Raw genomic sequence first — 12,564 nt, forward strand, 5'->3', positions numbered from 1 at the left:
CACGACTCCAAGGGCGAACTTTTTCATGAATCAACACCCTATTCCTGTGCTGGCCTCCTGGGTCGCCCTCGCCTGCAGCACCGTGCTGTCCGGTTGCGCCTCGCATCAAATGCCGCTGTCGCCTGCCCACCTCAATGCCGCGCCCGTCCCCGGCGGCGCCATTCCCGAACCGGTGCAGCAAAGCAGCGCGCTGGCCGCGCCCCTGCCCGCGCCGAAAGTGGAAACCTACAGCGTTACCGTGCACAAGGTGCCCGTGCAATCGCTGCTGTTTGCACTCGCGCGCGACGCGGGCATGAATATCGACATCCACCCGCAGATCGAAGGCAGCGTCACCCTGAATGCGCTGAACCAGACCCTGCCGCAATTGCTGGCGCGTATCGGCAAGCAAGTCGATATGCGCTACGAAATCGATGGCAAGAACCTGACGGTGCTGCCCGATGCGCCCGTGTGGCGCAATTACAAGGTCGATTACGTCAACATGGCGCGCAGCACCAACAGCAGCGTGAATATCGCCACGCAAATTTCCACGGCGGGCGGCGGGTCGAACAACGCCAGCAACCCGGTCGGCGGCACGCAAGGCAGCGGCGGCAATGGCAATAACAACTCGACCACCCTGGTCGTGAATCGTTCGGAAAATAATTTCTGGTACAGCCTGGAAAAGAATATCCGCGACCTGCTGCGCGAGACGACGCTCAACGACGTGCAGGTGGACCCGCTGGCGCAGCTGAACCAGCAATTGACGAATGCCCAGGGGAATGCGCAAGGCCAGCAGGGACAAGCGGGCCAGCCAGGACAGCCGGGACAGCAGCAGAATCAGGCCGGCAATCAATACGGCAGCCAGGCGCCGATGCAGACTGGCGGCCAGTATGCGCCAGGCCAGCAGCAGGCGCCCATCCAGAACGCGAATCCTGGCCAGTCACTCGATGCGAACGGCATGCCGCTGCTGAAACTGGCCAACAAGGGCAGCCCCTCGTCCGTCGTCGTCAACGTGGAAGGCGGCTTGATCGCCGTGCGCGCGACGGGCCGCCAGCACGAAAAAGTCGCCGAATTCCTCGACGCCGTGGTGCATAGCGCCAAACGGCAAGTGCTGATCGAGGCGACCATCCTCGAAGTGCGCCTGAGCAATGAATACCAGCAAGGCATCAACTGGTCGCGCCTGACGGGCAACCTGAGCCTGACGCAGAAGCAGGTGGGCACCTCTGCGCTCAGCAGCGGCGTCACGCCCGGCTCCACGCCCGGCATCTTCGTGCTCGATTACCTGAAGGACAGTTTCAGAACGACCATCCAGCTGCTGGAATCATTCGGCAAGGTGAAAGTGCTGTCCAGCCCGAAGATCAGCGTGCTCAACAACCAGACGGCCATGCTGAAGGTGGTCGACAACAACGTCTTCTTTACCATCAAGGTGACGCCCGCCGTGGTCAGCTCGACGGGCACCATCACCACGCCGGCCACCTATGAGTCGAAGCTGGAAACCGTGCCCGTCGGCTTCGTCATGAGCGTCACGCCGCAGATTTCCGACAGCGATGAAGTGACCCTGAACGTGCGCCCCACCATCACGCGCATCGTCGGTTACGTGCAAGACCCGAATCCGGCCCTGGCCACGGCCAGCGTGATCAGCAGGGTACCCGTGATCCAGGCGCGCGAACTGGAGTCGATCATGAAAGTGGGCAATGGCCAGATCGCCGTCATGGGCGGCCTGATGCAAGATTCCGTCGACAATGCCAAGGATGGCGTGCCCGGCCTGTCCAGCCTGCCCCTGGTCGGCAATTTGTTCACCTATCGTAACGAAGCAAGCAGCAAGACGGAACTGGTGATCTTCATGCGCCCCGTCGTGGTCAAGGATGCCAGCATCGAGGGCGATTACCGCGACTACCGCTACCTGCTGCCCGGCCAGGCGCCGCTCAACAGCCAGCCATACACGGATGGCCCGCCGGCGCCGGCCGTCCAGCCGCAGGCACGCCTGCAGGGAGACTTTCCATGAGCTTGCTCATGCAGGCGCTCAAGAAGGCCGAGCGCGCCAAACAGAACAGCCTGTCCGACGAGGAACTGGAAAAGCCGTCCGAAGCCTACGACCAGGTGCTGGAACTGGCGCCGGCAGACGCCCCGCCGCCCCGTCCCGCGCCAGTTGCGCCGCCGCCCGTGCAGCCGGCAAGCGGCTTGAGCCTGGAACCGCTGGCGGACGCCCCCGCGCCGCAGCCGCAAGCCAGTGCCTCCCGGCCAAGCCCCCAGCCCGGTCCGCAGCAAGGCGCGCAGCCCGGTCCGCCCCCCGAGCCGCCGCGCGCCCGTGCGGAACCGCCGCCCGCCCGGCCCCGCGCCAGCCGCAGCAATCCGCCGCCGAAAGGTCCCACCGGCCCCATCAGCGTCGACCCGGCCACCGTGCGCCTGGCCGTGCTGCTGGCGATCCTGCTGCTGGTGGCCGGCTCCATGGCGTACTGGTATTGGCGCGCCAGCACCAGCCCCGGCGCGGGCGCCAACCTGCCCGGCGTGCCCATGCCGCTGACGGATGCGCCGGGCACGGGCGGCGTTGCCGGTCCCGTCGTGGTGGCGCCAGCGGCCGGCGGCGCCATGCCGGAAGCCCCCGCACCCGCGCCGCTGCCGCAGGAGGCGCCGCGCGAACAGCGCCAGCAAGCGAACGCGGCTGAACAGCAGGCAATGATCCAGGCCGCCGCGCAAGCGGCCGTGGCCGCCCAGCTGGCGCAACTGCCGCCGCCTGCGCCGCCCAGCCTGCCGCAGGTGGCCGCGCCCGACAACAGCCAGATCCAGGTGCTGCGCAACGATACGGCGCCGCAGATCAACCCAGGCGTGCAACAAGCCTACCAGGCCTTCAACAGCGGACAGCTGGGCACGGCGCGCCAGCAATATGAAGCCGTGCTGCAGCAGGACGCCAACAACCGCGATGCGCTGCTGGGCCTGGCGGCCGTGGCCTTGCGCGAGAACCAGGGCGCGCAGGCGGCGGCCCTGTACGTGCGTTTGCTCGAGATCAATCCCGACGATGGCGTGGCGCTGGCCGGCCTGATCGGCCTGCGCCAGGGCGACGTCGTGCAAAGCGAGGCAAAACTGAAAGCCATCCTGGCGCGCAGCCCCGACAGCGGCCCCGTGCTGTTTGCACTGGGCAACGTGTACGCCAAGCAGCGCCGCTGGAACGACGCGCAGCAGCAATTTTTCCGCGCCTACAGCGCCGCGCCCGGCAATCCCGACTATGCCTTCAACCTGGCCGTGGGCCTGGACCGGCTGAACCAGCCCAAGCTGGCCGCCACCTACTACCAGCGCGCCTTGACCCTGGCGCAAACGGCGCCCGCCGCCTTCGACCAGGCCGTCGTGCAAACGCGCTTGCGCGAGCTGGCGGCCCCGGCCACCACCCCGGCCACCACCCCCCCCCGTCAGGAATAAGCATTACATGGCAGAACAGGCAAAACTTCCGCTCGGCAAATTGCTGATCCAGAAAGGCGTGATCAGCGAAGACCAGTTGCGCATCGCCCTGATCGAGCAGCGGCGCAGCAGCGAACCGCTGGGCAAGCTGCTGATCACATTGGGCTTCGTCACGGAAGCGACCGTGCGCGAGGCGCTCAGCGAAAACCTGAAACAGGTCAGCGCGGACTTGTCGAGCCTGGTGGTCGACGCCATTGCCTTGAAACTGATCCCGAAGGACGTGGCCAAGCGCTACCGCGTCTTCCCCATCGTCTACGAACGCCAGGCGGACAATCTGATACTGGCCATGGCCGACACCAGCAACATCGTCGCGCTCGACCAGATCAGCGCCATGCTGGTCAAGGGCATCACGATTTCCACGGTGCTCGTCAACGAATCCGATATTTCGCGCGCCATCGACCAGTACTATGGCTTTGAACTGTCGATCGACGGCATCCTGCACGAGATCGAAACGGGCGAAGTCAGCTATCAAAGCATGGCCTCGCCATCGGACGAGTACAGCCAGCCCATGGTGCGCCTGATCGACGCGTTGCTGGCCGACGCCGTGCAGAACGGCGCGTCGGACCTCCATTTCGAGCCGGAACAGTCGTTCCTGCGCATCCGCTACCGCATCGACGGCATCCTGCGGCAAATCCGCAGCCTGCACAAATCGTACTGGCCGGCCATGGCCGTGCGCCTGAAGGTGATGTCGAACATGAATATCGCCGAGGCGCGCGCGCCGCAGGATGGGCGCATCAGCATCAAGTTTTCCGGGCGACAGATCGACTTCCGCGCGTCGGCGCAGCCCACCACGCATGGCGAAAACTTCGTGCTGCGCGTGCTGGACCGCCAGAAAGGCATCGTGCCGCTCGACGCCCTGGGCCTGGCCGAGGCGGAACTGAACTTGCTCAAACTGATGATCGCGCGGCCCGACGGCGTGATCCTCGTGACCGGCCCGACGGGCAGTGGCAAGACGACGACCTTGTATTCGATCATCAACCACATCAATACGGAAAGCGTCAACATCATGACGCTCGAAGACCCGGTCGAGTATCCGATGAACATGATACGCCAGACCTCCGTCAACGAATCCGTCAAGCTGGGCTTTGCCGACGGCATCCGCTCGATGATGCGGCAAGACCCGGACATCATTTTAGTGGGCGAGATCCGCGACCGCGAAACGGCGGAAATGGCCTTTGCCGCCGCCATGACGGGCCACCAGGTGTATTCCACCCTGCACACGAACTCGTCCATCGGCTCCATCTCGCGCCTGCTCGATATCGGCATCCTGCCCGACATCATGGCCGGCAACATCATCGGCATCGTGGCGCAGCGCCTCGTACGCCGCCTTTGTCCGCATTGCAAGGAAACCGTAATCGCCGACGACGTCGAGCGCCGCCTGCTGGGCCTGGCGGCAACCGACGCGCCCGTGTCCATCTGCCGCGCCGTCGGCTGCGAGCGTTGCGCGCACCAGGGCTACAAGGGCCGCCTGGCCATCATGGAAATCCTCAAGATGACGGCCGAGCTCGACGAATTGACGGCGCGCCGCGCCAGTTCGCGCGAACTGAAGAACGCGGCGCGCGCGGCCGGTTTCAAGGGCATCGTCGACGACGGCGTGCGCCGCGTGATGGAAGGCGTCACCACCCTGGAAGAAGTGGGCCGCGTGGTCGACCTGACGGAAAGGCTGGCCTGATGGCGCAATATGTCTACCGCGCCATGGATGCCGCCGGCACATTGATTCCCGGCAGCATGGAGGCGGCCAACGTGCCGGACCTGGAAGCGCGCCTGCACCGCATGCAGCTCGACTTGATCGACTGCAAGATCACGGGCCAGTACCTGGTGCTGCTGGGTAAACGGGTCATCCACCGCCGCGACCTCATCAATTTCTGCTTCCACATGGAGCAATTGACGGGCGCGGGCGTACCCATCCTGGAAGGCTTGAACGACTTGCGCGAAAGCACGGACCACCCGCGCCTGCGCGAAGTCGTCACGGACCTGATCGAAAGCATCGAGGGCGGCCTGCCCCTGTCGGGCGCACTGGCCCAGCACGGCGACATCTTCGACGCCACGTTCACGAGCCTGATACTGGCGGGCGAACAGAGCGGCAAGATCGCCGAGGTCTTCAAGAATCTGTCCGAAAGTCTGAAATGGCAGGACGAGCTGGCGTCGCAGACGCGCAAGATCGTCATGTACCCGATCATCGTGGCCATCGTCGTGGCGGCCGTGACGTTTTTCCTGATGATCTATCTGGTGCCCCAGCTGACGGCTTTTATTCGCAACATGGGCGGCGAGCTGCCGCTGCACACGCGCGTGTTGATTTTTGTCTCGAATGTGTTCATCGATTACTGGTATGTGCTGCTGGCCTTGCCCGTGCTGCTGTTCTTCGGCCTGCGCGCGCTCATCCGCCGCAGCGAAAGCGCCCGCTATGCCTGGGACGGCTTGAAGCTGCGGCTGTGGCTGGTCGGCCCCGTGCTGCACAAGATCATCCTGGCCCGCTTCGCCACGTTTTTCGCCCTCATGTATGCTTCCGGCATCACGATACTCGAATGCATCCGCCTGTCCGAAGGCATCGCCGGCAACCAGGTGGTGGCGGCCGGCCTGCGTCGCGCCGCCCAGCTGATCAGCGAGGGCTACGGCGTCACGTCCGCCTTCCAGCACACGGGCATCTTCCCGCCGCTGGTGATCCGCATGCTGAAGGTGGGCGAGGCGACGGGTTCGCTGGACACGGCCTTGCGCAATGTCAGCTATTTTTACAACCGCGAAGTGAAGGAATTGATTGAGAAAGTGCAAGCCATGATCGAGCCGGCCATGACGGTCATCCTGGGCCTGCTGCTGGGCTGGATCATGCTGTCGGTGCTGGGGCCGATCTACGACACCATCAGTACAATCAAGACCTGAGGCCGCCGTGTTCCGCAAACAATTACTCTACATCACCAGCGACGCCCTGTGCGCCTACGACTGGAACCACGGCGTGCTGGGCCCGGGCCATACCTTCCCTGCCAGCGCGGCCGGGCTGGACGGCTTCGCCGCGTGGCTGGAAGACCCGCAGGCGCACCGGCTGGACGTGCCCGCCTACCTGCTGACGGACTTGATCGAGGAAGATTTCCAGCACCAGTTGCTGCCCCACGTGCGCGGCAAGGCGGGCCGTGCCTTGCTCGATCGGCGCAAGCAGCAATTGCACCGCGATACGCCCTACCGGGGCAGCGCCCTGCTGGGCCGCGAAAGCACGGGCCGCCACGACGACCAGGTGCTGTTCTTTGCGTTGACGAACCCGTCCTTGCTGCAGCCGTGGACGGAGGCGCTCGAACACTTGCGCGTGCCCGTGGCCGGCATTTATTCGACCAGCCTGCTCAGTATCGCGCTCGTCAAGAAACTGTCGATCGCGCACGAACACCTGCTGCTGGTGACGCAGCAATCGGGCGGCTTGCGGCAAAGTTACTATGAAAAGGGCCAGCTGCGCTTTTCGCGCCAGACGGCCACCATCGCACTCGACGGCGTGGCCGTGAATATCGCGCTGGAAACGGAAAAGACGCGGCAATTTCTCACCAGCACGCGCATGCTGGCGCGCGGCGACGTCCTGAATACCGTCATCCTCGCGCCGGCGCCGCAGATCGCCAAGCTCGAATTGCTGTGCGATAACGGTGTCGAAGTGGCTTACCATTTCATCGACCTGCAGCTGGCCGGCGAACGGGTGGGCTTGCGCCGCACGCCGGCGCTGGCCGACGAATTGCTGCTGACCTTGCTGGGCAAGCATCCACCGCCCAGCCACTATCCACCGGGCGCACTGGCCCGCTACTACCACTTCCAGCGCGCGCGCAAGACGCTGTATGGCGCCAGCGCGCTGATCGGCGCATCGGCAGCCCTGTGGTGCGCGATTAACTTGCTTGGCGGGATAGCCGACGGGGCCGCCACGCAGCGCCTGGCGCAGGAAACGGCGTCCTACCAGGAGCGCTACCGCAGCGTCATGTCGACCCAGCCGCCGGCGCCGGCCAAGACGCAGAACATGAAAGTGGCCGTGACGCTGGGCCACATGATCGCCAGCCAGGCGCCCGAACCGGGCAGGCTGCTGGGCGTGCTGAGCGCGGCGCTGGACCAGGCGCCGCAAGTCAAGCTGGGCCAGTTGCAGTGGAATGCGGGCCCGGCGCCCGCGCGCGCGCCCGGCGGCCAGCCACAGCCGCTACAGCAAGGCAAGGGCGCGCCGCCCGGCAGCGCCCTGGCCGGCATTCCCGTCGCGCCGCCGCAGGCGCTGCGCCTGGAAGCGGACGTGGACATGCCGAACAACGACTACCGCGCGGCCCTGTCCGCCATCACGTCCTTCGCGCAAACCTTGGCGCGCCAGCCCGGCCTGCGGGTGGCGATCGAGGAAGCGCCGCTGGACTTGCGTTCCAGCGCCAGCCTGTCCGGCAAGAGCGTCACGCCGGCCCCGGCCAGCCAGGCCCGCTTCACCCTTTTGCTCGCGTGGCAGCCATGAGCGGCCCCGTCAAGCAGCCACCGCTGCCCGGCATGAAGAAAGCCGCGGCACCCGCGCGCGCCCTGCCCGCCTGGCTGGGCGAACTGCACCTGATACGCCGCGCCCTGCTGTGCTTTACGCTGACCATGCTGGCCAGCCTGCTGCTGCTCAGCCTGAGCATCGCCTACCGCGAGCGCGAGGCGCAGCAGCTGGACCTGGCCCAGCGCACAAGCTCGGCGGCCGCGACCCTGTTCAACCATGCGGAAGCGGAAAAGCAGGAAATCCGCGCCTACGAACCGCAATTCCTGGCCCTGCGCCAGCGCGGCCTGATCGGCGAGGAAAACCGCCTGGCGTGGATCGACGCCATCCGCCTGAGCCAGGAACAACGCAAGCTGTTGCCGATCAGCTATGACATCGGCCCGCAGCAAGTGCTGTCCGTGCCATTGCCCATGGTGATGGGCCAGTACCAGCTGCGCGGCAGCCAGATGCAGCTGCGCATGGATTTACTGCATGAAATGGATTTGCTGAACCTGTTCGACGACTTGCGCCAGGCCGGCTATTTCGCCGTGCAGGAATGCGCGCTCAAGCGCAGCGGAGCCGGTGTCGCGCCGGGCACAGGCGGCGCCATGCCCCCGGTCCTCAGCGCCGATTGCCGCCTGCTGTGGCTGACGCTGGGCAGCGTGGCCGTGCCCGTGCTGGGGCGGCCATGAAGCGCGCCGTCCTCCTGTGTGCGCTGCTGGCCGGTGCCGTGCCTTCCATCCAGGCCCAGGGGCCGCAGCTGGGGCGTCTGTTTTCCACGCCGGAACAGCGCAGTGCGCTCGATGCGCAGCGCTATGGCAAGCCGGCGGCCGACCCCGCCTTGGCGGCGCCGCCTGCGCCACCACCGCCGCCACCGCCCGGCCCGCCCGTCGAATTGAATGGCGTGATGCAGCGCAGCAGCGGGCGCTCCACCGTCTGGCTGAACCAGGCGCCGCAAAACGAGCCGCACAACAGCCTGGCGCGCGGCAAGGACAACACCTTGAGCCTGACCCTGTCGAACGGCCAGGTGGTGCTGCTGAAGTCGGGCCAGCGCTATGACCCGGCCAGCGGCACGGTCACCGAGGCGCAGGAGACGCGGCCATGACGCCGCAGCCAAGGCGCCAGCGCGGCGCCGCCCTGTTGCTGCTGGTGGCCGTGCTGGGTCTGGGCACGGCCAGCCTGCTGATCAGCGCCTTTGGCCGCAACACGGGCGAAGCGGAACGCCAGCTGCGCACCCTGGCCACCCTGGCGCAGGCGCGCGACGCCCTGCTGGGCTTTGCGGCGGCCAACGGCCGTTTGCCCCGTCCCGCCGCCTCCGCCCTCGACGGGCGCGAACGGGCCGCCGACTGCGCCGGCGACGCCGACTGCAGCGGCTTTTTGCCGTGGGTGGCGCTGGGCGTGGACGGCGTGGATGCCTGGGGCAAGCTGCTGCGCTACAGCGTCACGCCGGAAATGGCGCGCGCCCCCATCGTCTCGTTTTCCGCCGTCGCCAACAGAGTCGTGCTCACGCGCGACGGGCGCGGCGCCTTCGCCTACGTGGCGGGACAGGAACAGTGCGACGTCAGCGCCCAATGCCTGCCCGTCGTGCTGTTCTCGCAAGGCAAGGATCACTACGGCACGGCCGCCAGCGGCGTGCCGCAGATCAATACGGCGCGGGGCAATAGCGACGAAGCGGCCAACGACGGCGCCAGCCGCAGTTTCATTACCCGCCCCGCCACCGGACTGGCCACGCCGCCCGGCGGCGCCTTTGACGACATGCTCACCTGGATTACCTTGCCCACCCTGTACCAACGCATGCGCGCCGCGCGCAACCTGCCATGAGCCATATGGATCGATTCCGGCGCCGCCAGGGCGGCTTTTCCCTGATCGAGATCGCCATCGTGCTCGTCATCGTCGGCCTGATGATAGGCGGCCTGGTGACGCCATTGACGGTGCAACTGGAACAGCGCAAGGTGGCCGAGACGCAGCAGGCGCTCAATGAAGCGAAGGAAGCGCTGACGGGCTTTGCGCTGCGCTACGGCTACCTGCCCTGTCCCGCCATCTCCGCCGGCAACGGCCTGGAAGACCGGCGCGGCGCCCGCTGCACGGGCGAAAAACGGGCCGGCTTCCTGCCCTGGGCCACCCTGGGACTGCGCCAGGGCGACAGCTGGAACAATCTGTTCCGCTACAGCGTCACGCCGGCCTTCAGCGACAGCGAGCAGCAATTCAACCTGGGCACGCCGCGCGACATCAGCATCGTCACGCGCAACGGCGGCGCGCTGCTGCAGGCGACGGCCTTGAGCGACATCCCCGCCTTGATCATGTCGCACGGCAAGAACGGCTTTGGCGCCACGGGCGTGCAGGGCCAGCGCCAGGCGGTGGCTTTCGGCAACAATGTCGACGAGCGCAACAATGCATCGAACGCCACCACCGTCATCAGCCGCGCCGCCAGCGGCCCGCAGCAGCCCGGCGGCGAGTTCGACGATATCGTCGTCTGGCTGTCGCCCAACATCCTGTTCAACCGCATGGTGGCCGCGCAAAGGCTGCCCCGCTGATGCCGATGTTCTTTCCTTCCCTCACCATCGCCCGCTACACGCTGCTCGAAGCGCTGCGCAGCCGCCTGCCATGGCTGTTCCTGCTGGCGGCCTGCGCCGCGGCCGGCCTGGCCGGCTTCCTGCAGCAACTGGCGCTGACGGAAAGCGGCGCCGTGCAGGCGGCCCTGCTGGCGGCCACCTTGCGCCTGGCCGGCGTCTTCCTGCTGGCCACCTTCATCATCACCAGCATGGCGCGCGAAGCGGCCGACCGGGGCCTCGAATTGCTGCTGGCTCTGCCCATGCCGCGCGCGGCCTACCTGCTGGGGAAACTGCTGGGCTACGGGGCGCTGGCGGCCGTGCCGGCCGTGCTGTTCGGCCTGTTGATGGCGCTGTTCGCCGCCCCCGCGCAAAGCGCGCTGTGGGCGCTGTCCTTGCTGGGTGAATTGTGGATCGTCGCTGCCTTCAGCCTGCTGTGCGCGGCCAGCTTGCAGCACGCCCTGCCCGCGCTGGCCGCCACGGGGGGCTTTTATGTGCTGGCGCGCATGCTGGGCAGCCTGCAACTGCTGGCGCACGGGCCGCAGGCGGGCGATTCCTGGCCGCAGCGGGCCACGGCCGGCGCCATCGACGTGCTGGCCCTGCTGCTGCCCCGCCTCGACGCGTTTACCCGCACGGAATGGCTGCTGTACGCGACGGGCGACTGGCATGCCCTGGCCGGCGTGGCGACGCAAACCCTCATCTACGTCGGCTTGCTGGCCAGCTGCGCGCTGTGCGACTTTTACCGCAGGAACATCTGATGGCTGCCGCCCAGCGTCCCTGGACCAGCGTGCCGCGCCCCCTGTGCTGGCTGCTGGCCGCCTGCCTGCTGCTGCAGCTGGGCTGGCGCCTGGCGCAGCAGCAGGCGCCCGCACAGGCGCAGCCCCTGCCCGCCGCGCCGCCAGCTGGCGTGGCGCGCCTGGCCAGCCTGGGCGAGCCGCTGGCCATGTCGAAGGCGATGCTGCTGTACCTGCAATCGTTCGAAGACCAGCCCGGCGTCAGCCTGCCGTGGCGTGCGCTCGATTACGACCGCCTGGCTGGCTGGCTGGAGACGGCGCAAACGCTCGATCCGCGCAGCCGCTACGCGCTGGTGGCCGCCAGCGAGGTGTATGCGGGCGTGGCCGACCCGCGGCGCGCGCGGCGCATGCTGGCCTTTGTCGCCGCCAGCTTCGCGGCCGACCCGCAGCACCGCTGGCCCGCCATGGCGCAGGCGGTGCTGGTGGCCAAGCACCAGTTGCACGACCTGCCGCTGGCGCTCGGCTATGCGCGCGCGCTGCGCCAGCTGGCGACGGGGCCGCACGTGCCGCCGTGGGTGCGCGAGATGGAAGCGTTCATCCTGGAAGACATGGACCAGCTCGACAGCGCCCGCCTGGTGATCGGCGGCCTGATCGCCGGCGGCCAGATCAGCGATCCGCACGAGCTCGCTTTCCTCGCGCGCAAGCTCGACGAACTGGCCAAAAAGAAAGCCAGGCCATGCGCGCGCGGCGCCATTTGCAGTAAACTGCCACCCTGAAGATGCCATGCCAGGCACCAGCACTTTTTTCCAAGGAAACCCCATGCTCCCACGCCGCCAGCACGGCTTTACGCTCGTAGAAATCGCCATCGTCCTGGTCATCATCGGCTTGCTGCTCGGTGGCGTACTGAAGGGACAAGGCTTGATCGACAGCGCCAAGGTGAAGAACATCATCCAGCAGTCGAATGCGCTGACGGCCGCCGTCAACGCCTACCAGGACAAATTCCGCGCCCTGCCCGGCGACGATATCCAGGGCACCGTGCACGTGCCCAATTCGGCCGGCAACGGCAATGGCGACGGCCAGATCGGCGACGGCCAGCCGCGCGAATTCACCCTGGCGCCGCAGCACCTGGCGCTGGGCGGCTTCATTACCGGTTCGTTCAACGGCACCTCGCAATTCATGACCAGCGCCCAGGGCGGCGCCGTCTACCTGTACAACGACGAAGTGGGCGGCCGGGCCGGCAACGGCATCCGTTTCGACAACCTGCCCGAAAGCTACGCGGAGCAGATCGACAGCAAACTCGACGATGGCGTGGCCGGCACGGGCAGCGTGCGGGCGAACATGCCCTATGGTAATGCCGGTGCTATCATCCCCCGCACCGCCGTCTTTTTCTGAGCCGCAAGTCACT

The 12,564-nt window shown here is 66.9% G+C and carries 12 protein-coding genes; all 12 read left to right on the plus strand.

Annotated features, from left to right (window positions below; all coding sequences use genetic code 11):
* Positions 1-25 precede the first annotated feature (25 nt).
* The 12 genes from CLU90_RS07405 to CLU90_RS07460 are packed head-to-tail and all read left to right on the plus strand — an operon-like array spanning position 26 to position 12,551.
* A complete protein-coding gene (locus CLU90_RS07405; protein WP_100427565.1) occupies positions 26-1,981 on the plus strand; it encodes a type II secretion system protein GspD in 1,956 nt (651 codons plus the stop codon).
* Complete coding sequence (locus CLU90_RS07410; RefSeq protein ID WP_100427566.1) at positions 1,978-3,390, plus strand: tetratricopeptide repeat protein; 1,413 nt, start codon at positions 1,978-1,980, stop codon at positions 3,388-3,390. The genes CLU90_RS07405 and CLU90_RS07410 overlap by 4 nt, the downstream gene beginning before the upstream one ends.
* A gap of 7 nt (positions 3,391-3,397) precedes the next feature.
* Positions 3,398-5,101 carry a GspE/PulE family protein gene (locus tag CLU90_RS07415; RefSeq protein ID WP_100427567.1) on the plus strand — a complete coding sequence of 568 codons (1,704 nt, stop codon included), beginning with the start codon at positions 3,398-3,400 and terminating at the stop codon, positions 5,099-5,101.
* Positions 5,101-6,306, plus strand: coding sequence for a type II secretion system F family protein (locus CLU90_RS07420; protein WP_100427568.1), 1,206 nt, complete (start codon positions 5,101-5,103; stop codon positions 6,304-6,306). Before CLU90_RS07415 ends, CLU90_RS07420 begins: the two co-directional genes overlap by 1 nt.
* 7 nt (positions 6,307-6,313) lie before the next feature.
* Positions 6,314-7,879, plus strand: a complete 1,566-nt coding sequence (locus CLU90_RS07425) for a hypothetical protein (RefSeq protein ID WP_100427569.1) — start codon at positions 6,314-6,316, stop codon at positions 7,877-7,879.
* Positions 7,876-8,568, plus strand: a complete 693-nt coding sequence (locus CLU90_RS07430; RefSeq protein WP_232731115.1) for a hypothetical protein — start codon at positions 7,876-7,878, stop codon at positions 8,566-8,568. The genes CLU90_RS07425 and CLU90_RS07430 overlap by 4 nt, the downstream gene beginning before the upstream one ends.
* Positions 8,565-8,981: a hypothetical protein gene (locus tag CLU90_RS07435; RefSeq protein WP_100427570.1), complete on the plus strand. Its 417-nt coding sequence runs from the start codon at positions 8,565-8,567 to the stop codon at positions 8,979-8,981. The genes CLU90_RS07430 and CLU90_RS07435 overlap by 4 nt, the downstream gene beginning before the upstream one ends.
* Positions 8,978-9,697, plus strand: coding sequence for a hypothetical protein (locus CLU90_RS07440; RefSeq protein WP_100427571.1), 720 nt, complete (start codon positions 8,978-8,980; stop codon positions 9,695-9,697). Before CLU90_RS07435 ends, CLU90_RS07440 begins: the two co-directional genes overlap by 4 nt.
* Positions 9,698-9,702: 5 nt before the next feature.
* Positions 9,703-10,410 (plus strand): type II secretion system protein, encoded by a 708-nt coding sequence (locus CLU90_RS07445; protein ID WP_198511168.1) that lies wholly within the window; start codon positions 9,703-9,705, stop codon positions 10,408-10,410.
* A gap of 5 nt (positions 10,411-10,415) precedes the next feature.
* Positions 10,416-11,183, plus strand: a complete 768-nt coding sequence (locus CLU90_RS07450) for an ABC transporter permease subunit (RefSeq protein WP_232731116.1) — start codon at positions 10,416-10,418, stop codon at positions 11,181-11,183.
* On the plus strand, positions 11,183-11,935 hold the full coding sequence (locus tag CLU90_RS07455; RefSeq protein WP_092709617.1) for a hypothetical protein: 753 nt from the start codon (positions 11,183-11,185) through the stop codon (positions 11,933-11,935). The genes CLU90_RS07450 and CLU90_RS07455 overlap by 1 nt, the downstream gene beginning before the upstream one ends.
* Before the next feature lie 43 nt (positions 11,936-11,978).
* Positions 11,979-12,551 carry a prepilin-type N-terminal cleavage/methylation domain-containing protein gene (locus CLU90_RS07460; protein ID WP_100427574.1) on the plus strand — a complete coding sequence of 191 codons (573 nt, stop codon included), beginning with the start codon at positions 11,979-11,981 and terminating at the stop codon, positions 12,549-12,551.
* Positions 12,552-12,564: the final 13 nt, after the last annotated feature.

Origin of the sequence: Janthinobacterium sp. 67, from assembly GCF_002797895.1 — a bacterium.
Classification (GTDB): domain Bacteria; phylum Pseudomonadota; class Gammaproteobacteria; order Burkholderiales; family Burkholderiaceae_D; genus Janthinobacterium.

Excerpts from the sequence above, each read along its gene's own strand:
- CLU90_RS07455 (WP_092709617.1), top strand. The coding sequence starts at position 11,183 with ATGGCTGCCGCCCAGCGTCCCTGGACCAGCGTGCCGCGCCCCCTGTGC.
- CLU90_RS07405 (WP_100427565.1), top strand. The coding sequence starts at position 26 with ATGAATCAACACCCTATTCCTGTGCTGGCCTCCTGGGTCGCCCTCGCC.
- CLU90_RS07435 (WP_100427570.1), top strand. The coding sequence starts at position 8,565 with ATGAAGCGCGCCGTCCTCCTGTGTGCGCTGCTGGCCGGTGCCGTGCCT.
- CLU90_RS07410 (WP_100427566.1), top strand. The coding sequence starts at position 1,978 with ATGAGCTTGCTCATGCAGGCGCTCAAGAAGGCCGAGCGCGCCAAACAG.
- CLU90_RS07440 (WP_100427571.1), top strand. The coding sequence starts at position 8,978 with ATGACGCCGCAGCCAAGGCGCCAGCGCGGCGCCGCCCTGTTGCTGCTG.
- CLU90_RS07430 (WP_232731115.1), top strand. The coding sequence starts at position 7,876 with ATGAGCGGCCCCGTCAAGCAGCCACCGCTGCCCGGCATGAAGAAAGCC.
- CLU90_RS07450 (WP_232731116.1), top strand. The coding sequence starts at position 10,416 with ATGTTCTTTCCTTCCCTCACCATCGCCCGCTACACGCTGCTCGAAGCG.
- CLU90_RS07415 (WP_100427567.1), top strand. The coding sequence starts at position 3,398 with ATGGCAGAACAGGCAAAACTTCCGCTCGGCAAATTGCTGATCCAGAAA.
- CLU90_RS07420 (WP_100427568.1), top strand. The coding sequence starts at position 5,101 with ATGGCGCAATATGTCTACCGCGCCATGGATGCCGCCGGCACATTGATT.
- CLU90_RS07460 (WP_100427574.1), top strand. The coding sequence starts at position 11,979 with ATGCTCCCACGCCGCCAGCACGGCTTTACGCTCGTAGAAATCGCCATC.
- CLU90_RS07445 (WP_198511168.1), top strand. The coding sequence starts at position 9,703 with ATGGATCGATTCCGGCGCCGCCAGGGCGGCTTTTCCCTGATCGAGATC.